Source organism: Streptosporangium fragile, assembly GCF_039534445.1.
GTDB classification, from domain to species: Bacteria; Actinomycetota; Actinomycetes; order Streptosporangiales; family Streptosporangiaceae; genus Streptosporangium; species Streptosporangium fragile.
In genome coordinates, this window is sequence record NZ_BAAAVI010000085.1 from 1 (window position 1) to 23,132 (window position 23,132).

The 23,132-nt window shown below is 76.1% G+C and carries 16 protein-coding genes; 2 read left to right on the forward strand and 14 right to left on the reverse strand.

The window, feature by feature from the left end; all coding sequences use genetic code 11:
* Positions 1–154 precede the first annotated feature (154 nt).
* Entirely contained in the window at positions 155–1,984 is a 1,830-nt protein-coding gene (gene asnB / locus ABD841_RS35480) for an asparagine synthase (glutamine-hydrolyzing) (RefSeq protein ID WP_344980929.1), read from the reverse strand.
* A 178-nt stretch (positions 1,985–2,162) separates the two neighbouring features.
* On the opposite strand from asnB, the gene ABD841_RS35485 reads away from it, so the two are divergent.
* Complete coding sequence (locus tag ABD841_RS35485) at positions 2,163–3,158, forward strand: methyltransferase (RefSeq protein ID WP_344980931.1); 996 nt, start codon at positions 2,163–2,165, stop codon at positions 3,156–3,158.
* 4 nt (positions 3,159–3,162) lie between these two features.
* Here ABD841_RS35485 and ABD841_RS35490 read toward each other — a convergent pair whose 3' ends face one another.
* A complete protein-coding gene (locus tag ABD841_RS35490) occupies positions 3,163–3,591 on the reverse strand; it encodes a TIGR03667 family PPOX class F420-dependent oxidoreductase (protein WP_344980933.1) in 429 nt (142 codons plus the stop codon).
* Positions 3,588–6,122, reverse strand: coding sequence for a hypothetical protein (locus ABD841_RS35495; RefSeq protein WP_344980935.1), 2,535 nt, complete (start codon positions 6,120–6,122; stop codon positions 3,588–3,590). The genes ABD841_RS35490 and ABD841_RS35495 overlap by 4 nt, the downstream gene beginning before the upstream one ends.
* Before the next feature lie 104 nt (positions 6,123–6,226).
* Between ABD841_RS35495 and ABD841_RS35500 the strand changes: the two genes are divergently transcribed.
* Positions 6,227–7,390 carry a M20 family metallopeptidase gene (locus tag ABD841_RS35500; RefSeq protein ID WP_344980937.1) on the forward strand — a complete coding sequence of 388 codons (1,164 nt, stop codon included), beginning with the start codon at positions 6,227–6,229 and terminating at the stop codon, positions 7,388–7,390.
* A 125-nt stretch (positions 7,391–7,515) separates the two neighbouring features.
* On the opposite strand, the gene ABD841_RS35505 is transcribed toward ABD841_RS35500, so the two are convergent.
* The 11 genes from ABD841_RS35505 to ABD841_RS35555 all read right to left on the reverse strand — a co-directional run bounded on the left by ABD841_RS35505 (position 7,516) and on the right by ABD841_RS35555 (position 23,132).
* Entirely contained in the window at positions 7,516–9,303 is a 1,788-nt protein-coding gene (locus ABD841_RS35505) for a tryptophan halogenase family protein (RefSeq protein ID WP_344980939.1), read from the reverse strand.
* Positions 9,304–9,537: 234 nt separating this feature from the next.
* Positions 9,538–10,149: an NADPH-dependent FMN reductase gene (locus ABD841_RS35510; RefSeq protein WP_344980940.1), complete on the reverse strand. Its 612-nt coding sequence runs from the start codon at positions 10,147–10,149 to the stop codon at positions 9,538–9,540.
* An 8-nt stretch (positions 10,150–10,157) separates the two neighbouring features.
* The gene (locus ABD841_RS35515; RefSeq protein ID WP_344980942.1) at positions 10,158–10,814 is read right to left on the reverse strand and encodes a flavoprotein; all 657 of its coding nucleotides are present in this window, start codon (positions 10,812–10,814) and stop codon (positions 10,158–10,160) included.
* A complete protein-coding gene (locus ABD841_RS35520; protein ID WP_344980944.1) occupies positions 10,811–11,464 on the reverse strand; it encodes a VOC family protein in 654 nt (217 codons plus the stop codon). The genes ABD841_RS35515 and ABD841_RS35520 overlap by 4 nt, the downstream gene beginning before the upstream one ends.
* Positions 11,465–11,466: 2 nt before the next feature.
* Positions 11,467–12,537 carry an NAD(P)/FAD-dependent oxidoreductase gene (locus tag ABD841_RS35525; protein ID WP_344980946.1) on the reverse strand — a complete coding sequence of 357 codons (1,071 nt, stop codon included), beginning with the start codon at positions 12,535–12,537 and terminating at the stop codon, positions 11,467–11,469.
* On the reverse strand, positions 12,524–13,600 hold the full coding sequence (locus ABD841_RS35530) for a hypothetical protein (RefSeq protein WP_344980948.1): 1,077 nt from the start codon (positions 13,598–13,600) through the stop codon (positions 12,524–12,526). Before ABD841_RS35530 ends, ABD841_RS35525 begins: the two co-directional genes overlap by 14 nt.
* Positions 13,597–14,838: a metallopeptidase TldD-related protein gene (locus ABD841_RS35535; RefSeq protein ID WP_344980949.1), complete on the reverse strand. Its 1,242-nt coding sequence runs from the start codon at positions 14,836–14,838 to the stop codon at positions 13,597–13,599. The genes ABD841_RS35530 and ABD841_RS35535 overlap by 4 nt, the downstream gene beginning before the upstream one ends.
* On the reverse strand, positions 14,835–17,042 hold the full coding sequence (locus tag ABD841_RS35540) for a hypothetical protein (protein ID WP_344980951.1): 2,208 nt from the start codon (positions 17,040–17,042) through the stop codon (positions 14,835–14,837). The genes ABD841_RS35535 and ABD841_RS35540 overlap by 4 nt, the downstream gene beginning before the upstream one ends.
* Positions 17,039–18,493, reverse strand: a complete 1,455-nt coding sequence (locus ABD841_RS35545; protein WP_344980953.1) for a hypothetical protein — start codon at positions 18,491–18,493, stop codon at positions 17,039–17,041. The genes ABD841_RS35540 and ABD841_RS35545 overlap by 4 nt, the downstream gene beginning before the upstream one ends.
* Complete coding sequence (locus tag ABD841_RS35550; RefSeq protein WP_344980955.1) at positions 18,493–20,730, reverse strand: lantibiotic dehydratase family protein; 2,238 nt, start codon at positions 20,728–20,730, stop codon at positions 18,493–18,495. The genes ABD841_RS35545 and ABD841_RS35550 overlap by 1 nt, the downstream gene beginning before the upstream one ends.
* The gene (locus ABD841_RS35555; protein ID WP_344980957.1) at positions 20,727–23,132 is read right to left on the reverse strand and encodes a lantibiotic dehydratase; all 2,406 of its coding nucleotides are present in this window, start codon (positions 23,130–23,132) and stop codon (positions 20,727–20,729) included. The genes ABD841_RS35550 and ABD841_RS35555 overlap by 4 nt, the downstream gene beginning before the upstream one ends.

A 23,132-nucleotide genomic window follows, 5' to 3' on the forward strand; every position in this document is an offset into this window, starting at 1 on the left:
CCCTCGGGCCTCCCCCGGCAAGCGCCGGGGGCGGCCCCTCGGGCCTCCCGCCCCGGCGGGCACCCGGGTGGGAGAACCCCGGTGCCCGCCGGGAACCCCTCCGGGCCGTCTGCCGCAACGGCGGCGCAGCGGGGAAGGATCCGGCGGGAGGAGGTCAGAGGGTGATGGAAGGCCGGTAGACGTCGAACCAGATGTCGAGGTCGATGACCCGCTCCAGGGCCACCCGCGGGCCCCACGGGAGCTCGGCCGGGCGGGCGTCCAGCAGCGGGCGCAGGGTGTCGATCCCGACCAGGTCGCGGACGGGCGAGGACGGGTCGTCCAGGACGCGCCTCGCCCACGCCTGCACGCCGGCGCTGTAGGCCGGGTCCTGGGTCGAGGGGTAGGGGCTCTTGCGGCGCCGGAGCACGGACTCCGGCAGCAGGCCGGCCGAGGCGGCGCGCAGCAGGCTCTTCTCCCTGCCGTCGAAGGACTTCAGCGCCCAGGGCGTGTTGAAGACGTACTCGACGAGGCGATGGTCGCAGAACGGCACCCGCACCTCCAGCCCCACCGCCATGCTCATCCGGTCCTTGCGGTCGAGCATGACCTGCAGCCAGCGGGTGAGGCAGATGTGCAGCATCCGCCGCATGCGCAGCTCCTCGCCGGACTCCCCGGGCAGGACCGGAACCTCGGCGACGGCGTCGGCGTAGGAGTCGGCGCGGAACTCCTCGACCCGCAGCTTGGCCTCGATGTCCGGGTGGAGCATGGAGCCGAGCGCGTGGTCGCCGGTGACGATCAGCCAGGGGAACACCGGGGTCGCGACGATGGCCGGGTCGTGGAACCAGCCGTAGCCGCCGAAGACCTCGTCGGCGGACTCCCCGGACAGGGCCACGGTCGACTTCTCCCGCACCCCGCGGAACAGCAGGTAGAGCGAGCTGTCCAGCTCGCCCCAGCCGACCGGGACGTCCCGGGCGACCACGGCCGCCCGCCGCACCTCGGGGTCGAGCAGGTCTCCGGGGTCGAGCACGATGTGGTGGTGGTCGGTGCCCACGTGGGAGGCGACCTCGCGGGCGAACGGCGAGTCGGCGGTGCCGCGCATGTTGTCGGGGACGAAGTTGTCCTCCTGGCCGAGGAAGTCGACCTCGAAGGTGCGCACGCGCTCCAGGCCGCGAAGCTCGGCGGCGGCCATCGCGGTGACGACGGAGGAGTCGAGGCCGCCGGACAGGAGTGAGCAGCGCGGCACGTCGGAGGTGAGCTGGCGGCGCACGGCGTCGGCGAGCAGCTCGCGCACGGTCGCGACGGTGGCCTCCCGCCCGTCACGGTGCTCGGCGGCCTCCAGCCGCCAGTAGGCCCGCTCGACCGGCCCGTCCCGGTCGACCAGCACCGTGTGCCCGGGCCGTACCTCGCGCATGCCCGACCAGACCGCCGCGCCCGGCGTGCGCACGACGGCGAAGATCTCACGCAGCCCGTCCGCGCCCACCTCGCGGCGGACGAGGGGGTTGGCCAGCAGCGCCTTGGGCTCGGAGCCGAAGACCACGCCGTCGTCGGTCCTCGCGTAGTAGAGCGGCTTGACGCCCAGCCGGTCGCGGACCAGGAGCAGCCGCTCGACGCGGCCGTCCCAGACGGCGAAGGCGTACATCCCGTTGAGGCGGTGCACCATCTCGTGGCCCCACTCCAGGTAGGCCCGGAGCACCACCTCGGTGTCGCTGCGGGTGGAGAAGACGTGGCCGGCGCGCCGGAGCTCCTCGCGCAGCTCGGTGAAGTTGTAGGCCTCCCCGCTGTAGGTGAGCACGACCTCCCCGACCCCGGTCCGGGCCGTCATCGGCTGCCGTCCGCCCTCGACGTCGATGACCGCGAGCCGCCGATGGCCGATGGCGGCCCGCCGGGCCAGCCACACACCGCCGTCGTCGGGGCCGCGGCAGGCCATCGTCTCGGTCATCGCGTCGATCACGGGCCGCTCGCGGGTCAGGTCGGCCTCGAAGGCGACCCAGCCGGTTATGCCGCACATGCCAGCCTCCACAGCTGAGAATGAATTTCCGGGATAATATCATCGATGCATTTGTCAAGAAAGGCTTGAAAAGAGCACGGAAAATCAGCGGACGGCGAATCGGAAAATGCTGGACCGAGCGCCTGCCGCCATTTAGTCTTCTCTTCCCCGACCCCTTTCAGGTGATGGAGGATCGTCGATGTCCGTTCAGGCCCTGCGAGACGCGGTGACCGGCTACCGCCGGTCCCAGGTGATTTATGTCGCGGCGAAACTCGGGCTGGCCGACATGCTCACGGAGACGCCGCTGACCGCCAAGGAGATGGCCGCGCGGTGCGGGGCGGACCCGGACGTGCTCCTGCGGGTGGCCCGCGTGCTGGCCGCCGAGGGCGTGCTGCGCGACGCGGGCGAGGACCGCTTCGGGCTCGGGCCGCTCGGCGAGCACCTGCGCACCGACGCCCCGGGCGGGGTCGCCGCGTGGACCGTCAGCGTCTGCGAGGAGCAGTACGCGGCCTGGGGCCACGCGTTGCACACGGTCCGCACCGGCGAGCCCGCCTTCGAGGCGGCGTTCGGCATGGGCATGTGGTCGTACCTGGCCGGGAACGAGGGCGCCGCCACCACGTTCGCCGCGGCGATGGCCGACTCGGTGCGCGAGTCGTGCGCCCTGGTCGCCGACCGGTACGACCTGGCGGGCGTGGAGCGCTTCGTCGACGTCGGAGGCGGCAGCGGAGCGCTCACCACGACCCTGCTGCGCAGGCATCCCGGGGTACGCGCCACGCTCGTGGAGCTTCCCGAGACCGCCGGGCACGCCCGGCGCGCGATCGACGAGGCGGGACTCGCCGACCGGTGCGAGGTGGTGCCCGGCGACTTCATGGAGCGGGTGCCCGCGGGCGGGGACCTGTACATCCTGTGCCGGGTGCTCGCCGACTGGCCGGACGCGGCGGCGGCCCGGATCCTGGCCACCTGCCGCGCCGCGATGCGCCCGGGTGCCCGGCTGCTGGTGGTGGGGGGCCTGGCCAGGGCGGGGGACGGCACCGCGCGGGGCCTGCTCGACCTGCACCTGCTGATGATGCTCGGCGGCCGGGAGCGCGACGAGGACGAGCACGCCGCGCTGCTGTCCGCCGCGGGCTTCGAGCCGCGCCCCGCCGTCCACGCGGAGGACGGCCGCACCAGCATGATCGAGGCCGTCGCGGTCTGACCGCTCACCGGCCGCGGATCCCGGTCGGGCGCACCAGCAGCGCGGTGGGGTGCGTCCGGCCGAACGCCTCGGGACTGCCCTCAAGGCGGATCATGGCCTCGCGGTACTTGGCGAGGTAGCCGGGGACCAGGTGCGCGGGGACCGGGTCGTCCAGCAGCCGTGCCTCGCCGGTGAAGACGACGACGTCGCGGCCGTGGGGCCCGCCGTCGAAGTGGAGCGAGACCCGGGGGCGCGCGCGCAGGTTCGCCGGCCGCCTGGCCCGGTCCCAGTTGTAGATCAGGAAGCTCTCGCCGTCCCACCAGAACCAGACGGGGTTGGGGCAGGGGATCCCGCCGTCGGTGACGGTGGTCAGCCAGACCACCCGCTCCTCGGTGAGGCGGTGGCGGACGCGGGCACCGAACTCGGTGGCGGCGTCGGGCAGGGTGACGGTCATTTCGACTCCCGGGGTCGGCGGTGCACGAGACAGCCCAGGCGCAGCTCGGCGCACTGGAAGTCGCCGTCGACGTGCCACCAGAGCTGGTCGGGGGTGGGCAGCATCTCGGAGACGAGGATCTCCGCCGGCGCGGACCTGGCCAGGTCCTCGACGGCGAGGGGGTCGGCGAAGTCGACATGGAGCGGTTTCGGCTCGGCGGGATGGCGGACGAAGACGCGGCGCGGCAGGCGGTTGTCCTCCCGGAGCCGCTGCATCGCCAGCCAGCGCCCCATCGCGTCGCCCGCGCGTTCCTCGGGGAGCCGGATCCGCCAGCGGGCCCGCTGGTAGACCAGATCGTCGATCATGATCCGCGGAGTGTGCTCCCCCAGGTCGACCGGGACGGGCACGACCGCGGGCAGGGAGACCGCGCGGTGCAGCGGCGAGGAGAGGTCGCCGGGGTAGAGCAGGCGGCGCACGCCCGCCACCTCGACCGCGTCGCCCGTGGCGGGCACGGTCACGTCGGCGATGGGCGCGGTCTGCTCCCGCGGCTTGCGCGACAGCCCGCTCAGCTCTATCGACACTCCGGGCAGTTCCGGGGTGACGTGGGCGCTGCGCCGCCGCGAGACGATGGTGGCGGCGCGATCCGGCGGGACGAGCCGCACGACCCGCTCGGTGAAGTCGCGCCAGAGCAGGTCGGGGGTGCTGTGCAGCGGGTTCTCCAGCCCGCCGTACCCGGAGCTGCAGTCGTCGTGCATCTCCGACAGCACCCAGGTCGCGGTCGCCAGGTCCCGGCCCGCGGCCATCAGGTCGGGGCTGGGCAGGCAGGGGTCGCCGGCGTCGCCGGGCGGGACCAGGGACCACAGCCCGGCGACCGCCCCGGCGACCTCGGCTGAGGTGAGCCGGACGATCCCGGCGCCGGTCCGGAGGTCCGGGGGTGCGGGCCGTTCCCCGGGGGCGCCCGCGGCGCGGGCGGCGACGAGGTCGCGGAGCGCGGCCTGGAGCCGTCCCGTCCGGACCCGGTCGTCACGCAGCTCCGCGACGGCCAGGCGGGCCAGCGGCGCGGGGCGCCCGCCGAGTGCGGCGCGCACCGCGTCCCTGGCGTCCTCCCTGCTCAGCAGGGCACCGAGGTAGCACAGCGGGAGCATGCCGGCCAGCGCGGCGCGGATCCGCTCCAGGGCGGGACCGCCCAGGACCACCCGCTCGCTGTACGGGCTCGACCGGTCCTCGCGGAAGACCTCCCGGTCGGCGTAGTGCCGGCCCGCGCCCTGCCTGGTCCCCTCCCCCAGGGTCGCGGCCAGGCGCTCGGCCTCCTCCAGGTGGGCGGCCCGGCCCGGCCAGGGCTCGGCGGCGTAGCGCGCCCTGGCCGCGGCGAGCGCGACGGCGAGACCCGGTTCCCCGCCGGGTCCTCCGTCCGCCGCCCCGTCCCCTTGCCCCGCCGGCGGCGAGGCGGCTCCCTCCGCGGGAGGCGAGGCGGCGCCGGCCCGGCCGGCGAGCTCGCTCAGCGCGTGCAGCTCAGTGGCCGGCAGGCGGCAGCCGGAGACGATGACGGCCTGGCCGAGCCCGCGGGCCAGCCGCTCGGCCGCCCCGGGGTCCGTCCCCAGCAGCGCGGCGAGCTCGCCCAGCGTCCGCCGCCCGTCCGCGGCCCGCCACAGCCGCAGCGCCGGCTCGGGGACCTTGAACCGTCTGCCGTCCAGAACCCGTTCCAGACCGGCGCCCGACGGGAGCTCGCGGAAGACGGGGCTCCGCCACACCCGGCGGTCGGGCGGGGGGACCCGCCGTCCCGTCTCCTCCTGCAGCAGCTCGGCGAGCCAGGTGCTGGCCTCGACGAGCACCCGCTCCTGTCCCGGCTCCCCGACCGTGAGGGCCTCGGCCCGGCCGGGATCGAACCGGGCGTGCAGGACCGGGCCGAAGAAGGAGACGGTCTCGCACCGCGTGGCGAACCTGCGCAGGTAGCGGTGGGCGGTCGCCGCGGTGCGGCGCGCGCCCGAGGTCCAGGGGCCGTGGGCGGCGAGCGGCCTGGCCAGGGCGTTGCGGAGGAACCCGGGGTTGGAGACGAAGGTCGCGTGCCGTACGCGGTCGAGGCCGAACGCCTCGGCGACCCGCCGGCGGGCGGCGGCCAGCGCGGCCTCGTGGGCACGGGCGACGTCGGCCTGGACGGACCGGCAGGCGGTGACGGCCTCGTCCCAGCGCCCGGCCCAGTCACCGGCTCCCAGGGCGGCCAGCAGCCCGGCCTCCGGCTCCTCCAGCGGCTCGCCCACCTGGACCGCCTCCAGGCAGCGGACGGCGAGCCGCAGCGACCGGCGCCTGGGCTCCGTGCGGCGGGCGGCCTCGCGCAGGGTGGGCCACAGCTCCTCGAACCGGAGCCGTTCGGCGTGCACGCGCCGTCCGGCCGCGAGGACCGGGCCGGACAGGTCGTACAGCTCAGGCGCGGCCAGCCCGTCGAGCAGGCGGACGGGCATCCCGGAGGTCCGCAGCAGGAACGAGGGGACCAGCTCCACCGCGAGCTCGTCCTCCCCCGCCGGAACGCGCCACGCGATATCAGCGGAAATCACATCGGTCAACGACATCGAAATCACCGCGAGTTTCGTGTATCAAAGGTCTCGGAGGTTGAAGAATGAATCTGAGCGCCTCGGTCGGGAACCTTTGCCGGACCACCGTGGAAAAACATTCGGAAGAACTGCTGGAGATTTCCCGAAGCATTCACGCCAACCCCGAGACCGCCTTCTCCGAGCATCGGAGCGCGGCCCTGCTCGCCGATTTCCTGGCCGCCCGGGGATTTGCCGTCGAGCGGGGCGCGGCGGGGCTGGAGACGGCCTTCGTCGCCCGCTACGGCGACGGCCCGCTGGCCGTCGCGTTGTGCGCCGAGTACGACGCGCTGCCCGGGATGGGCCACGCGTGCGGGCACAACGTCATCGCGGCGGCCTCGACGGGCGCCGGGCTGGCCCTGCGCGAGGTGGCCGACCGCCTGGGCCTGACGGTGATGGTCGTCGGGACCCCCGCCGAGGAGGACGGCGGCGGAAAGCTGATCATGCTGGAGCGCGGCGTCTTCGACGAGGTGTCGGTGGCGATGATGGTGCACCCCGCGCCCGAGGAGAACTGCGCGCCGCGGTCGCTGGCCATCGCCGACCTTCAGGTGCGCTACACCGGCCGGGCGACGCATCCGGCGCTCTCGCCGGAGCTCGGCGTCAACGCCGCCGACGCCCTCACCGTGGCGCAGGTGGCGATCGGCCTGGCCAGGCAGCACTTCGAGGAGCGCCAGATGGTCCACGGCATCGTGACCCGGGGCGGTGACAGCCCGAACGTGGTGGCCGACGACACCGCCGCCCGCTACTACCTGCGGGCGGGGGATCTGTCCTCGCTGCACCGCCTGGAGAGCAGGGTCAGGTCCTGCTTCGAGGCGGGGGCGGTGGCGACGGGTTGCGGGCACGAGGTGACCGAGGTCTCCCCGGCCTACGCGGAGCTCCGGCACGACCCCTGGCTGGTGGCGGCCTACCGGGACGCCGCCCGGGAACTGGGGCGTCCCCTGGTCTCGCCGGAGGCGGAGGCCGCCATGGCCACCGGGAGCACCGACATGGGGAACGTGAGCCGGGTCGTGCCCAGCCTGCACCCCACGATCGCGATCGACGGCGGCGGCGCGGTGAACCACCAGCCGGAGTTCGCCGCCGCGTGCGTCTCCCCCTCGGCGGACCGGGCCGTGCTCGACGGCGCCCTCGCCTTGGCCTGGACGGCGGCGCAGGCCGCCTCCGACGAGGCCCAGCGGGACCGCCTGCTGGCCCTGCACGCCGCCCGCCGGGCCGGGACCCCGCCGGACGCCCGCTGAGCGGAGGCCCCGCCCGGCGCCCATCGGGTGGAGGTCCCGCCCGGCGGGCGCCGGACCGGGGCCCCACCCGGCACCCACCGGACCGGGGCCCCACCCGGCACCCACCGGACCGGGACGGGAGCCCGTCACGCCGCCGGCTCCCGGTGGGCGGCGGCCGGGGCGTCGGGGTCGGCGTTCACGAGCCGGTCGGTCCCGGTGCGCACCACCCAGCTGTCGGGGTCGTCGAGCAGTTCGGCGTTGAGCTCCGGATCGGTGTCGAACGCCCTGAGCGCCTCGGCCGTGCCGAGGCCCCGGCCGACCAGCGCGTCCGCCGCGTCCTTGCGCGCCTGCCAGGCCTCCACCGGCTCGCTCATCGGCAGCAACCGGGCCGGGTATCCCTGGCCGAGCAGCAGGCAGTCGACGCCCTCCAGCCCGTAGAAGGTCGGCGCGGTCGACTCCAGGAAGCCGCGCACCACCGAGTCCCGGAACCTCAGCGGAGCGCCGGCCCGGAACACCTCGAGCAGGGGCTCCAGGCCCGAGACGTCGGCCCCGGTGTGCATCTCCCGCCAGAACGGGGTGTCCCTGCGGGTGTTGAAGCGGTAGTGGATCGAGAGGAACCAGCGGATCTCGTCCCACTTCTTGCTCAGCGCCCGGTTGACCAGCGCGCGGGGGACGGGGTCCGCCCACGACGCGGGGAGCGTGCTGACCAGCGACAGGATACCGAGCGTGATCATCATCAGCCCGCTGGACTCCAGCGGCTCCACGAACGCGTAGGAGTTGCCGATGGCGACGACGTTGCCGCGCCACGCCTCCTCGTGCCGCCCCACCCGGAAGCGCACCGGCCGGAAGGTGTCCACCCCCGGGTAACGCCGCCGCAGTTCCTCGGTCGCCTCCTCCAGGGACAGGAAGCGGGAGGAGTGCACGTAGCCCACGTGGTCGGCCTCGCGGGTGGGGATGTTCCAGCACCACCCGGCGTCCATCGTGGTCGCCGTGGTGTAGGGCTTGATGTGGCCGCCGTGGGGGACGACCCCGGTGACGGCGGTGTCGGTGGCCAGGCTCGCCGCGTAGCTGACGAAGCGCGAGCCGAGGGTCTTCTCCAGCAGCAGCGACCGGAAGCCGGTGCAGTCCACGTAGAGGTCGAAGCGGAGCTCCCGCCCGTCGGGCGTGCGCAGGCAGTCGACCCAGTCGTCCCCGCCGAGCACCACCTCGGCGACCGTCGCGTCCACGTGCCGGATGCCGCGAGCGGCGGCCAGGTCGGTGAGGTAGCGGACGAACCGCTGGTTGTCGAGGTGGTAGGCGAAGGGCATCTGCTTCATCAACGACAGGTGCCGCCCGCCTTCCAGGGGGAAGACCGGCGCCCGGTCGGCCTTCATGAACAGCGACTGCAGGGTGAAGGCGTTGATGTCCCCCTGGGTGGCCAGGGAGCCGAGCACCCCCACCGAGTTGCTCCCCCAGTCGAAGGGGGCCATGAAGCCCTCCGGGTGGGGCCCCCAGTCGAAGCGGATGCCGAGCTTCCAGGTGGGCAGCACTTTCTCGTAGAGGTCGGCCGGGTCGATGCCGAGATAGTGGTGGAGGAAGGGCAGCATCGACGGGGTGGTCGCCTCGCCCACCCCGATGATCGGGATCCCGCTGGACTCGACGAGCGTGACGTCGAGCCACGGGCGCTTGGCGCGCAGCGCCAGCGCGGTGAGGTAGCCGGCGGTGCCGCCGCCGATCACGCCGACGCTGCGGATGGCGGACGGATCGTCCTGCCGCGGCCGCAGGGCCGGGTCGAGCGCGGCCTCGCGCGGCCCGCCCTCCCCGTCCGCGAAGAGCGCGTCGAGCTCGGCGGGGCGCCCGTCACCGCCGCCGAGCCAGGCCGACACGGCCGCCCTCTCCTCGGCGGACAGGCTCTCGGTGAACGACCGCAGCTTCTGCTGGGTGCTGTCTGTCATGTTTACCTCCCGGAAGCGCCATCGGCGGCGCCGTCATGGCGGTGGAGACGAATGCGACGATCACCAGAAGGGTGAACATCTCCGGGCTGACGATGCCGAGGTCAGGCCCGAGGTCGAGGACGGCGGGCCCGGTGAGCCCGCGGCGGTTCGTGAGCGCCCCGACACGCGGGGACGTGCGCCGGTCGGCCCCGGCGGCCCGCGCCGCGGCGCCCGGCCTGCCGGTCACCGCGGCGGTCAGGCACGCTGCAGCTCCGGGGCCGGCGGGCGGGCCTCCACCCGCCGGCGGGCGTTGAGCCTGGCCAGGGTGACGACCTGGCCGAGCATCATCCGCAGCTGGGCGCGGGCCCGCTCGTCCTGGGGCTCTCCCCGGTCGTCGAGCAGCGCGCTCTCGCGGGACAGCGTGACCCCCAGCGGGGTGGGCCAGCCGCGCAGCGCGTGGCCGATGGTGCGCAGGGCGGCCACGGTGGACGTCGCCCCCTGCTCGCCCAGCGCCACCCCGACGCACCCGATCGCCCGGCCGTCGAAGAACGGCTGCCGCGCGTCGGCCAGCTCGTTGACGTAGTCGAGGGCGTTCTTCAGCAGCCCCGACACGCTGCCGTGGTAGGCCGGGGAGACCAGGACCAGGCCGTCGGCGCGCTCCAGCGCCGCCAGGTAGTCCGCGACGGCGGGACCGTGGTCGCCCACCAGCGGCCGGTAGAAGGGGAATTCCAGGTCGGCGCCGGTGAAGACCCGCGTCGCCACCGGCTGCGACGTGAGCTGACCGGCGCACCAGGCCGCGATGCGGTCGGCTTTCGACCCGGCCGTCACCGATCCGCTCAGGAAAACGAGTTGGGGTACGGGTGCCATGTCGGCTCCTATCGGGTGCTGACGGCCTGCCACGCGAGCCGCCAGGGGAACAGGGGGGCGTACTTGTCGCTGGGGCCGGGATCGTGCAGGGGGTAGACCTCGTCCCCGAGCAGCACGGTCACCCCCCAGGAGCGGAGCCGGGCCACGGACTCCCCGACGGCGGGATGGGCCATGTGGGCCCAGTTGGAGAACGGCACGGCGACCAGTGGGATCCGCCGCCCGATCGCCTCGACGATCAGGCCGAGCGCGAGGGTGTCGGAGATCCCGGCCGACCATTTGACGAGGGTGTTGCAGGTGGCGGGGGCGACGAGCATGGCGTCCGGGGGCGGCGGCGCCTGCGTCTCGCCCGGCTTGCGGTACCGGCTCAGCACCGGGTGACCGGTCAGCTCGGCGAGGGCGGGCTCGTCGAGGAAGCGGGCGCCGTCCGGGCTCGCCACCACGCAGACCCGCCAGCCGTCGGCGTGGGCGAGCCGCACCAGGACGTCCACGTCCCGGGCCGGCGGCGCGCCGGTGACGATCGCGTACAGGACCTTGCCCGCGGCGGGCGCCGCCCCGTCGGCGGCGAGACCGGCCGTGGCGGGCGGAGCACCCGGACCGTCCCCGCTCCCCGCGGCCGGTCCGCCACTCGCGACCGGCCCGTCCCCCATGGTCCGCTCGCCGCTCACGGCAGGCTCACCGAGACCTCCCCGCCCGCGGTGGCGACCCGGATCTCCCTGATCCCGTCCCCTCCGGGCAGGACCTCGACCGGCAGCTCGTCCGAGCCGGGCCAGTCACCGAGACCGGTGCCCACCACGACGGCGGTGATCGCCGTCGGCGTGGTGCGGTGCCCGGCGGCGGCGAGGTCGCCGGGCACCCGGGCGCGGCGGGCGGGCCAGTCGCCGTACTCCAGGAAGAACGGCCGCGAGGGGACGGCCCACGACGCGGCGAAGGCGGCCTCCGCCCACGGCACCCGGCAACCGTCCGCGCGCACGGATTCGCCCCGGATCAGCTCGGGGTCGGCTCCCAGCACCGCGCGGACGCGCTCGGCCGCCGCCTCGATGTCGTCGGCCAGCGCCGCCCAGTTGAGGAAGGCGGGACCGTCGGCGGTCCGTTCCAGGAAGACCCGGCCGAACTCCCCGGCGGTGAGGGCCGCCTCGTCGTGGGGGACGAGCAGTTCGAGGTACTGCACGTCGTCGGTGTCGAAGGGCACCACCCAGCTGGCGGTGCCGTCGGGGTTGGGGCTGCCGTCGGTGACGCCGAACCCGTAGCGCTCCCACAGCAGCTCGCGCAGCGGCTCGATGCTCCGCGCGCCCATGATGACGTGGTCGACGCGCATGCCTACGCCTCCAGGGCCCGGCTCGGGCAGAAGCTCTCCGGCAGGGCGTCCCAGTCGTCGCGGACCAGGCCGGCCGCGAGCCCCTCGGCGGTCCCGCGCGCCGACAGCAGCCCGTGCCCGGCGTGCCCGGCGGCCAGGTAGAGCCGGTCGTGGCCGGGTACGCGCCCGACGAGCGGGCGCCCGGTGCGCGAGGCGGGGCGCAGGCCCGCGCGCAGCTCCACCGGGGAGGCGTCGGCCAGCTCCGGCATGGCGGTGGCGGCGAAGCGCAGCAGGCGGCTGATGCCGGCGACGGTGCACCGGTCGTCGAAGCCCGCGTCCTCCTCGGTGGCTCCGACGACGACTCCGCCGTTCACGCCGGGGGCGAGGTAGAAGGCCGACGACAGGATGCAGGTCAGGTCGGCGCCGGTCCGCAGGACGGCGAGCTGGCCGCGCTGCGGGTACACCGGGGCGCCGCCCGCCAGCCCGGCCGCCGCCGACCACGCCCCGGCGGTCACCACCACGCGGTCGGCGTGCACGGCCCCGGCGGAGGTGCGCAGCTCGCCGCCGTCCGCGGCCGCCACGGTGACGCCCTGCCGCCAGCGCACTCCCGCCGCCAGGCAGTTGTGGTGGACCGCCGCCAGGTAGCGGCGGCCGTCGACCATGAGGCCGGCGCGGTCGAACAGGTAGTGCCGGTCGGCGGGCAGGCGCAGGCCCGGCGCGACCGAGGCGAGCTTCTCCACCTCGATCCACTCGCCGTGGCCCGGCGCGTCCAGGTGGGCGGCGACCGCCTCGACGTCGACGGTCCTGAGCGCCCGCAGGATGGGGCTGGGCACGCTGAACGGGGCGTGCGCCGGTTCGAGCCGGTCGATGTCGGCCGCCAGCCGGCCCCTGCCCCACTGGAGCCAGCCGTACAGCTCCGGGTCGGCGAGGTAACGCAGGGAGGGCACGGCCACCCCCGCGGCGCGGTTGGTGGCGTGGCCCGGTTCGGCGCCCGCGTCGAGCACGGTCACCGAGGCCCCGGCCCCGGCGAGTTCCTCGGCCAGGCAGGCGCCCACGATGCCGCCGCCGACAAGGGCGAAGTCATAGCGTTCCAACGGTGCCGTTCCCCTCTTCCTCGAGTTCGCGCGCGCTGGGCAGGAGCAGGGCGCGGGTGGTCACATCGCTGTCGGTGCACACGGGGACGGCCTCTCCCAGGAAGCCCCCGCTGATCTTGAGGAGCCGCTGCGGCCGGCCGCGGAGGCGTACGGCGAACCAGCCGGACGGCCGGGTGGAGACCCTGGCCAGGCAGGTCAGCCAGACCTCGCCGTCGGGGCGGTAGCGCTGCACGCCCTCCACGCACCAGACCAGCTCCGTGAACCGCTCCGTCGGCGGGGCGTCGGCCCCGCCGACGCGCACGCGGCACACCTGGGCCGGGACGAGCGCGCCCCTGTCGTGGTCCCACACGGCGCGGCCGGGCAGCGCCCCGGTCGCCTCCTCGGGCTCGCGGGGGCGCAGCACACCGCCGTCGACCAGCCGGATCTCCCCGGCCGGTCGGCCGGCGTCGTCGGGGAACCCGGGGGGATGCGCCGACGGCAGGTCCGACAGCGTGATCCCGGGGAGCACCTTCCTGCCCGCCAGCCGTTCCCTGGCCCGATGACCGCCGCGCGAGGTGAGCACCAGCCAGGTCCCGCCCACCACCACGGCGGCCACGTCGGGGGCGAGCACCAGCGGAAGCCCCTCCCAGCCGGCGGGCGGGTCCGCCAGACGGGACGGCAGCCCGGACAGCCTCGCCCCCAGGTCCCGCAGCGCGGCCCGGGGCCCCTCCCCCGCCGGTGTGCCCCGCGTCTCGGCGCCGGCCAGCACGGGGCCCGCCACGGTCTCCACCCGCGCCAGCACGCGGGTGCGGCGCCAGGCCGCGCCGGGCAGCTCCCTGACCTCGGCCACCACGCTCTGCACCGCGGCGTTCCCGGCGGCGCCGAGCGCCCGCGCCGTCTCGCCCATGACCTCGCGGACCGTGTCGAAGGCGGGCGTGAGGGGCGGGTCGGCCAGCCGCCGCGAGCGGCGGACCCGGCCGTCCCCGTCCCGGAACAGCTTCACGGCCTCGGCCGACAGGCCGATCCGCGGGCCACCGGGAGCCGGGGAGAGCAGGCCGCCGGTGCGGATCACCAGTTCGATCATCGCGGGCTCCCCCCGGGCCTCAGGGTGACGCTGCCCGCGGGCAGCGTCACGCCGGCGTTGGCGAAGGAGACCAGCAGCGGGAACTGGCCGAGTTTGCCGCACCCCCGGGTCGCCCTGACGTACTCGGCCGTCTCGGCGTCGCAGGGCCGCAGGGCGCCCAGCGCGCTCAGGCCGTCCCCCGCGACCAGCAGGGGCGGCAGGCGCCGCGGCGGCCCGTCGTACTCGCGCAGCACCGGGGATCGGGCGCTGAACAGGAACTCTCCGGTGGCGATGTTCATCATCTCCAGTTGCAGGCCGTACGGCTCGATCCAGGGGCTCGCGGGGCGCTCCGGTTCGGCGCCCGCGGCGACCAGCGCGCAGGTGTGCGTCATCCGGGGGATCGCCGGGTGCCGGAAGTCCAGCCGCCGGCCGTGCCCGGACGCCCGGTCGCCGGTCAGCCGGGCCGTCGCCAGGTCCGTCATCGGGGCGCCGACGACGCCCCGGTCGAGCAGGGAGACCTCGGCGCAGGGCGTGCCCTCGTCGTCGGCCCGGGAGCGGAACCCGGACGCCGCCCGCGTGCCGCCGTCCACCACGTCCAGCCACTCGGGGGCGACCCGCCGCCCGCGCCGCGCCCCGAGGTAGCTGGTCCCGGAGTGCACGACGTCGGCCTCCATGGGGTGCCCGACGAGCTCGTGGAAGAAGGCCCCGGCCCGCCCCGGCCGCAGCACCAGGTCGCAGGCGCCCGGCGGCGTGTCCGCGTACGGCAGCGCGGCCGTCTCCGCGGCCCGGCCGGCCGCCTCCTCGACCCTGCCCAGCAGGGCCGCGAGCGGTTCGCCCGCCGGCCAGGCCACGGTCTCGGACACGCCGGAGACGGTGACCTCGACCGTGCGGACCAGGCGCTCGTCGTCCGCGGCGCGGGACTCGTCGCCGGTGGCCACGTGCTGGTGGAACCCGCCGAGCACGAGGGAGGCCCCGGTCGTGCCGGCCAGCTCGGCCAGCGCGGCCCGGGTCGCCTCGTCGGCCACGGCGAGCGGGCGGGCCTGGACCTCCCGCGCGGTGTCGGCGACCCCGGCGTCCACCCGGCGCACCGCCGCGCGGAACAGGTCGTCGCCGTCGGCGAAGCGGTGGACCACCTCTCCGGCGGCCACGTGCTCGTCCACGCAGGCGCCGTGGGCGAAGGTCTCCTCCCGCCGCTCGCCGCCGCCGGGGTGGAACTCGTGGCGGAAGCGGACCGACCGCTCCGCGAACACTCTGATCACGTGGTCTCCCGTCCGATGACCTGCATGCGCAGCTCGCACGTGTAGCGGCGGCCCTCGGGGTCGCGCAGCCAGAGCTCGTCCGGCTCCGGGATCATGGCCTCCGCGCTCAGCCCGCCGGTGTCGCGGGCGACGTGGGCGACCAGGTCGGCCGCGAGCGGGGAGGCCAGGTCGATGAGGTAGGGCTTGCGCTCGCGGTCGCTGCGGCAGAAGACGAACCGGCGGCCGGTCCTCCTGGCCACCCGGCGCAGCTGGAGGAAGCGCGCCTCGGGGGCGGGCAGGGTCAGCCCGGCCGGGACCAACCGCCAGCGGGGCCGCTGGAGCAGCACGCCACCGACGCGCACCTCGGGCTGGTCCCCGTCGTCGGCGAAGACGGGGTGCAGCACCTGCGGGTGGGACAGCGCGGCGTAGGGCGGGTACTTCACGAAGTCGCTGAGCGGGATGTACGCGTGCACCTGCCGCCCCCGGGGGTCGAGCAGCCGCGGACCGCTCCCGTCCACCCTGACCGTGAACTCCTCGGCCTGGCTCAGCTCCGCGCGGGCGCCATCCGTCCAGGAGGGGGCCCGCAGCGCGACCTCGGGGCCGGGGAAGCGGTAGTAGCCCTTGTTCCGGCGGCCGAAGTCGAGGCCGACGAGGCGGCCGTCCTGCTCGGCGACCCACCGCGCCGCCTCGGCCTCGAAGGCCGCGGGGTCGCCGTACATGGTGCCCAGCCAGCTGCGGACCTGCAGGTGGTGGTGGGTGCGGGCGACGACCAGCTCGGCCGAGGGCAGTCCGGCGGCGCCGGCGGCGCGCGGGCACAGGTCGATGACCGCGTACCGGTCGCCGGGCAGCTCCGCCGCCGCGTCGAGCAGGCGGTCCGCGTGCGCGTGCCAGGCGCTCCCCGGGTATCGGGGGGCGTGGCCCGTCTGGAAGACGCTCCCCGAGGTCCGGAAGAGTTCCGCGGTGGCGGTGGCGTACCGCAGCAGCGTCAGCTCGCCGGCGCCGCCGAGCGCGGCGGCGACCGCCCCGGCCGCCGCCCGCTGGGTGGCGTGCCCGTGCGCGACGCAGACCTCCAGGGCCGGGCGGAGCGCGCGCTCCCAGGCGGCGACGGTCTCCTGCCCGATCTCCAGGGAGAAGGGCGAGGCGCACTCCTCGAACACCACCGCGCGGTCGGCGTAGGTGGCCCCGGCCCCGCGCCTGGCCTCGGTCCCGGTGACGGCGGTGAACAACGCCTCCAGCTCGGCCAGCGCGGCGATCCTCCGCTCCAGCGGCCCCGACTCCAGCGCCGCCCGTCCCGCGTCCAGCGCCTCGACCCGCGCCAGCCACTCCTGCCGGGCCGCGGAGGCGGGCAGGCGGCCGAGCTGGTCGCGGAGGGTGGCCAGCGGTTCCAGGTCGTAGGGCCCGCCGCCCAGCTCGACGTCGAGCACCCCGGACGCCGACAGCGTCCGCAGGGCCCGCCCGATCTCCTTCGCGGGCAGCCCGGTGGCCGCGCGCAGCTCCCGCAGTGTGGCGCCGCCGGGCCCGATCGCGCCGAGCACCGCGTCGTCCTCGGGTCCGGCCCGGCCGGTGCGGTGGAAGCGCAGGTCGGGAAGGAGCCGGCCGTCCCTGGCGATCGCCCGGAACAGCTCCCTGGCGGCCCACCCCGCGAGGAAGACCCGGCGGACGCGGGGCCGGTCGGCGCGCAGCACCGCGCCCGCGCCGGGGCGGACCTCGGCGTAGGCCATCGGGCCGAAGAAGCTGACGGTCTCGTTCTTGGCGCAGAACCGCTGCACGTACGTGTAGAGCTGGCGGCGCACCCGCCGGTGGCGGGAGTTGAGCGCCCCGCCGTACGCGAGCATGGGCAGGAGCATGTTGCGGTGGGCGTCGGGGTTGGACAGGAAGATCGCCTCACCGACCTCCGGGTGCTCCAGCACCCGGCGCAGTTCCTTGGTGGCCCGCTCGTCGGCCTCCCGGTAGAGGTGGCGGTAGCGTTCGGCCGCCTCGGCCCAGGCCGCGGCGGTGCCGCCGGCCCGGTGGGCGGCGGGGAGCCGCTCGGGCGCGCACCGGCCGACCGCCTCGCGCACGGCGGCCTGCCGGCCGGCCTCGGCGAGCAGGGCCTCCTCCAGGTCGAGCAGCTCGTCGGCGGCGCGGAGCAGCTCCGGGCCCGCCCCCAGGCCCTCGATCCAGTCGAACGGCATCCCGGCGTGCCGGAGAACGAACACCCGGCCGATGCGCCAGCGGCGGCTCATGAGCTTCCTCTCAGGACTCCGGCTCGGACGAGGGTGTCGAGGACGCGGGCGCGGGCGCCGTCCGCCAGCCCGGCCAGCGGGGCCGGTTCCCCCGCGGCCAGCCCGGTGACGGGGGCGACGAGGCGCGGGTGGAGCCTGAACGCGCGTCCGGAGCGCAGGTTCACGGCGAAGGTGCCCGGACCGTGCCCGTCCGGCCCCACCGGGTCGGCCACGATCTGGGCGGACGGATCCCAGCCCAGCCCGGTCCCGGACCCGCGCTCGCCGGTCAGGGCGGAGGCGGCGAGCCGCCCCGGGTAGAGGTCCACGCGACCGGCCAGGCGGGCCAGGCCGCCGGTGACGGCGGCGCGGATCCGCTCGGGCGGCGTGCCCGGCGGGCAGCGGAGGTCCACCCACCGGGCCAGGTCGTGTGCGGGGTCGGGCGGGGCGGGCCGTGCCGGCGGGCCGTGCCAGCGCGCGTCCCGGGGCATCCGGAAGGGGCGCAGGCCGGCCAGCGCGGGGCCGGTGTCCCCGGTGAGCAGGTCGAGCGTGGCGTCGGGCACGTCGTCACCCGCGCCGGGGGCGCCCACGACGAGCTCGACCGCCACCGGGGTGCCGGGCGCGAGCGCGGCGAGCGCCGGCCGCAGGTCGACCGTCGCGCCGCACATGCCGGTCACCGCCTCCCACGAGGAGACGGCGGTGGCGGTGACCGTCAGCGCGCGGCAGCGGGCGAGCGCGTCCGGGGGCAGCCCGGTGACCTCCGTGGCGTCCAGCCAGCCGGTCCAGGCGTCCTCCGGGAAGGGGGACTCGGGCCGGTCGAGCCAGCGCAGCCGCTCCCCGCCCGGCGCCCACTCCGGGCGGACGAACCGGGGCGGCGACCAGGGGTCGAGGGTCACCCCGGCCAGCTCGGGGACGCGCCCGAGCGCCCGGCCGTGGGTGGCGACGAAGCGCCCGCACAGGGTCACCCGTCGCGCGCCGAGCGCCGCCACCAGCGCGAACGCGGCCGGGAGCTGCTGGTCGGCGTCGAGGAGCACGTGTACGGGGCTCCCGCCGGTCGCGGCCAGGGCCGTCTCGATCTCCGGGTCGAACACCGTGGCGCGCGCCGTCGCGGCGGCGACGTCCCGGCTGCTCTGGGTGCTGCCCTCGGCCAGTTCGAGGTCGTCGACGCTGAGGTGGACGGCCGGGTCGCCCGCCAGCCGCAGGGCCAGGCCGATCGCGCGCAGCCGGGCGCGGTCGAACACGCCGCGTTCGAGGATCGCGGCCGCGGCCGCGGCGAACAGCCCTCCGCCCGCGCCTTCCCCGGCGTCCCCGCCGCCGTTCTCCCGGCCGCCGGGGACGCCGGCGAGCGCGCGGAGCCGTGCCGGGTCGGAGAGCCGGGTCACGAGATGCTCGTTGAGGTCGACGACCGGCGTGCCGGGCGGCGCGTCGACCTCGGTGGTGACGTCGGTGAGCGGCGGCACGATGAGCGGGCCCATCACGTCCTCCCGGCCGGTCGAAGGTAGACGCAGCGGAACTCCGCCGCGAAGGACTCCGCGCCGTCGCGCAGCCAGCAGTCGCCGGGGCCGGGCAGGGCCTCGGTGAGGACCAGCCGCTCCGCGGTGCGGGCCAGCCGGGCCAGACCGTCGATGAGCGCGGGGCCGGCGGCGTCCACGTAGATCGGCTTGCGTTCGGCCGGCGACTTGGCGAAGAAGGTGCGGGGCAGGCCGTGCTCGGCGCGGAGCGCGGCCATGGCGAGCAGGCGTCCGGCGTCGTCCCCGGGTCTGTCGAGGACGGTGATCCCGGCGCTCGGCACGGTCCAGCGCCGCCGGGACAGCACGACGTTGCGCCAGGTGAGCCTGGGCACGTGGGAGAGGTCGGGCGGCCGGGGCCGCCTGATCCTGGGCAGGGCCAGCGCGGTGTGGAAGGCGGTGTCCAGCTCGCCGTTGTGGAACAGCAGCGGCCGCTCGTCGCCCCGCACGTGCAGGGTGACCCGTTCGCCGTCGCTGCGCACCCGGAGCCGGTCGAGGTGGACCCTGGGCCGGGCGGGGTCCTCGGCGACGCCTCCCAGTTCGAGCACCAGGCCGGGGAATTCCAGCGGCGGGATGCCCGTGGTGCGGCGCGAGATGACGTTCACCGCGGTGACGTCGCCGAGCGCCCGCCGGATCTCCGCGTCCCGCTCGGCGAGGATCTCCGGCGCCCGGGGGTGGAACTGCAGCGCCCAGGGGGTGAGCAGGGCGGCGTCGTGGATGTCGCCCATGACCAGGGGGGTGCGGCCCGGCTCGTAGTCCGCCAGGTCGCCGGTGGCGACCATGACGTCCACCGAGCAGAGCACGGGAGCGCCGGACGGCGCCGGCACCGGGACGACGTCCGCGAGGTCCACCGCCGGCGTGCCGGGGGGCAGGCCGCGCAGCGCGTCGGCGATCTGCCGGGTGAGCAGGTCCGACCGCTCGATCTCCAGGTCCGCGCAGCGTCTCATCGCGGCCGGCAGCCCGAACTCGCCGGGCCCCAGGGTGGCGGCGACCAGCCGGTTGGTCCTGGCCCGGGTCAGCTCGGCGTCGTGGGCGAGCAGGTCGAGCACCCGGGGCACGGCCCGCCGGAGGTCGGCGGCGAGCGGGCCGCCCACCGTGACCCGCAGCGACCCGACGGCCGCCTCGTGCACGACGACCCGGTCGTTGTAGAAGCGTTCCCGCGGCTGCGGCGCCCGCCCGCCGTCGTCCACGAGCTCGGCGATCCTGCCCTGGACGGCGAGCTTGTCCTCGGGCGGGGAGGCCGGGTAGCGGTCGAGCAGCCCGGAGATCTCCTCGACGGGCAGGTTCCCGCCCGGTGAGCGGTCACGCAACCAGGTGATCGGGTCGGGGATCGTGGCGGGCGGGCACAGGTCGTGCACGAGGAGGCCGCGCCGCACGCCGGCCGCGACGGCGGCGGTGAGGTCCTCGGGGGACGCTCCGGTGAGCCGCCCGATCTCGGCGGCGGTACGGCGGCCGTCCGCGAGGGCCGCGATCCGGGCGAGGAGGTCCTCGCCGGCCCTGGTCGGCGGGCGGGCCCACGTCTTGCGCCGGAGCACGAGCCCGGCCACCAGCCCGGGGTCGGCGAGGATGCGCTCCTGGAGCAGGTCGCCCACGCGGGCGGCGGTGAACGCCCGCCGCCCGGGGATGTCGCGGTGCCCCGCCCAGGTGTGGCCGGCGGGGGCGCCGGGGTCGACCCGGCCGTAGTTGATCGGCCCGAAGAAGCTCATCGTCTCGCACTTGGCGGCGAGCCGCTGGGCGTAGGAGGCGACCTGGCGGCGGAGCCTGGTCCCGCGTGCGCCCCGGCGCAGGTCGCGGTAGACCGCGGGCGAGGAGCAGACGACCGCGTCGAGGAAGCGCTCGTCCGCCACGATGCCGGCCACCGCGTCCTGCGCGGCCTTGGCGTCGGTCTCCACGGCGCCGGCCAGCGCGTGGCGCAGCTCGGCCAGCCGCCCGGTCAGCTCGTTCCAGGCCGCCGGCCACTCGCCGGAGAGGGAGAGGTCGTCGGGGAGCGGCCGCAGGTTGCGCAGGCGGCTCTGCAGGCCGCGGGTGGGTCTGGCGAGCGGCGGCCGGCGGGCGAGCAGCGCCCCGGCCTCGTGCTCCAGGCGGACGATCTCCTCGGCCACGGCCCCGGCGTCGGGGTACGCCAGGCTCCGGACGAGGCTCCAGGGAAATCCCGCGGTGCGCACGACCAGCGTCGGCAGCAGGGTCCAGTCGGCTTCGCTCACCGCTCCTCCTCCCGGCGCAGCGCCAGACGGAACTCCGAGGTGTGCGCCCGGCCGTGGTGACGCAGCCAGAGGCGGCCGGGGGCGGGCCGCATCTCGCTGAGCGCGACCGGCTGCTCGCTCCCGACCGCCAGCGCGGCGAGCACGTCGACGGCGAGCGGGTTGTCGAGGTCGACGCCGACGGGTTTCTGCTCTCCCGGGGCGTGCGCGAAGACGAACCTGGGCAGTTCCCGCGTCACGCGCAGCCGCTGGACCGCCGCGAAGACCTCGTCGGGCCGCCGCGGTCCGGCGAGCGCGAGTTCCTCCCGGTGGACCCACCACCGGGCGCGCTGCACCAGGACGTCGCCCACGACGATGCGGGGCGCGAAGGCGGCGTCGCCGGAGCGGACCAGCGGCAGCGACACGGTGGGCGCGGCGAACGCGCGCAGGTGGACGTGGTCGTCCTCGCCGGCGTAGAGGACCAGTTCGCCCTCCGGCGTGCGGAGGCGGGGCCGGCCGTCCCGGAGCACCACCGTGAGGTCCGTGATCGGCAGCACCCGGTTCCGGTCGGCGGTCGCGACCGCGGTGATCTCGACGAACCGGCCGGGGAACCACTCGGCGACGAGACCCTTGTGCCGCCGCCGCCGGATCACCGTGGCCAGGCGCCCGGCGCCTCCCCAGGGGGTGAGATGGGCGGCGAAGTCGCCGCGCATGCCGGCCGGGTCGTCGCTGAACAGCCCCTGGGAGCCCCAGGCGAAGACGTACGGGTGGAGTTCGCCGAGGACGAGCAGGTCGGGGCGGCCGGGACGGCTCTCCAGGAGCAGGTCCGGGCTGACGAAACGGGAGGTGCGGGCGGGCGGGTGCAGGGCGGCCAGTTCGGCCGGGTCCAGCACCGCCTCGATCCCGATCCGCCGCCGTTCGACGAGCCGGGCCAGCTCGGCGGTGAAGCGGGCCAGCGGCGCGGCGTGGTCGGCCTCCCGCCCCTGCTCCACCGCGGCGCGGCTGCGCCTGATCAGCTCGTCGTACGGCATGGCGGGTACGCCCGCCTCCCGCAGCAGGGCGGCGCAGAGGTCGCCGGCCGCCCGCCGCCGCAGCTCGCCGACGTGGGCCGCGAGGTCCAGCACCGGTGCGAGCTGCTCCTCCCAGTCGCGGGCGGTCCGGCCGCCGACCCTCACGGGTGACTGGTCGCCCTTGGCGTCCAGGTAGACCACCATGCGGTCGGCGTACATCCGGCCGCCTTCCCGGCGGGCCGCGGCGCCGGTGATCTCCGTGAACACCCGCTCGACCTCCGCCAGCGCGGACGCGCGGGCCCGCACGTCCGCGGCGGCGGCGTAGCGGTCGGCCGCCGCCGACAGGGTGCGCAACCGGCCGGGCCACGCGGTGTCGGCCGCGTGCCGGTCGGCCAGGTCGAGGAGCCAGCCGAGCGGGCGGGGCGCGGTGGAGGGCGGCTCGGGCACCAGGCGCACGGCGCCCGCCCGGCGCAGCCGTTCCAGCACCTGGCGGACCGTCTGCGGCGTCTGGCCGGTGCGGGCGGCGATCAGCGCGGGGCCGCGGACGCCGTCGACCGCCTCGACGATCCCGCGTTGCTCCGCGGAGAGCACCACCCGGCGGCCGTCGGGCAGCCGGAGGGCGGACCCCTCCCTCCGGCAGGCGGGGATCCAGGTGACGGGCAGCCGGGGGCCCACGTCGGGGTCGGCGGCCATGCTCTCGGCGATCCGGCACACGGCCCAGAAGGCGACGAACGCCTCCGTCGCGTGCACGCCCGACGGGGTCTCGGCGCCGAGTTCGATGCCGTCGGCGTCCCGGTCCACCACGCCGTGGACCAGGGGGCCGAAGAAACTGGTCGTCTCGTTCTTGGCGGCCAGCCGCTGGCAGTAGAGGTAGGCCCGGCGCAGGAAGGCCCGGTCCTTGGCCGCGGGACGGATGGTGCGGGGCGCGGCCAGCCAGCGCTCGACCTCCTCGTGGAAGGAGGGGGCGAGCTGCAGCAGGGCGTCACCGGCGCGTTCGCCGCGCAGCGCGCCGGCGACCCGCCCGTCCCTGCGGGCCGCCTCGGCCCGCAGCGCCTCCCGCAGGGCGGTCCCGGCCTCCTCCTGGAGTTCCCTGCCCTCCCGGTACTCGGTGATCATGGAGGTCAGCGCGGGGTCCCCGGCGGGGTCGGTCAGGCGGCGGGCCACCGCCCTGCGCAGCCGGGACAGCCGCCGCAGCCGGGGACGGTCCTGCGCCGCGGCGGCCTCCGCCACCGCCTTGGGGATCTCCTGCAGCAGCCTGTCGCGCGCCTCCTCGCAGCGGGCGACGCGCCGCCGGTAGTGCTCGGCGGCGTCGAGAACCGCCTCGTCGGCCAGGTCGTGGAGCATGTCGACGGGGAAGCCCGCCCTGCGGAGCAGCAGCCGCGGATACAGGCGCCACCGCCCATGAGGTCCTGGCAC

What these genes read in the sequence shown, in the direction of transcription:
- ABD841_RS35485 (WP_344980931.1), top strand. Translation starts at nt 2,163, where the DNA reads ATGTCCGTTCAGGCCCTGCGAGACGCGGTGACCGGCTACCGCCGGTCC.
- ABD841_RS35530 (WP_344980948.1), bottom strand. Translation starts at nt 13,600, where the DNA reads ATGATCGAACTGGTGATCCGCACCGGCGGCCTGCTCTCCCCGGCTCCC.
- ABD841_RS35505 (WP_344980939.1), bottom strand. Translation starts at nt 9,303, where the DNA reads ATGACAGACAGCACCCAGCAGAAGCTGCGGTCGTTCACCGAGAGCCTG.
- ABD841_RS35490 (WP_344980933.1), bottom strand. Translation starts at nt 3,591, where the DNA reads ATGACCGTCACCCTGCCCGACGCCGCCACCGAGTTCGGTGCCCGCGTC.
- asnB (WP_344980929.1), bottom strand. Translation starts at nt 1,984, where the DNA reads ATGTGCGGCATAACCGGCTGGGTCGCCTTCGAGGCCGACCTGACCCGC.
- ABD841_RS35510 (WP_344980940.1), bottom strand. Translation starts at nt 10,149, where the DNA reads ATGGCACCCGTACCCCAACTCGTTTTCCTGAGCGGATCGGTGACGGCC.
- ABD841_RS35545 (WP_344980953.1), bottom strand. Translation starts at nt 18,493, where the DNA reads ATGGGCCCGCTCATCGTGCCGCCGCTCACCGACGTCACCACCGAGGTC.
- ABD841_RS35540 (WP_344980951.1), bottom strand. Translation starts at nt 17,042, where the DNA reads ATGAGCCGCCGCTGGCGCATCGGCCGGGTGTTCGTTCTCCGGCACGCC.
- ABD841_RS35520 (WP_344980944.1), bottom strand. Translation starts at nt 11,464, where the DNA reads ATGCGCGTCGACCACGTCATCATGGGCGCGCGGAGCATCGAGCCGCTG.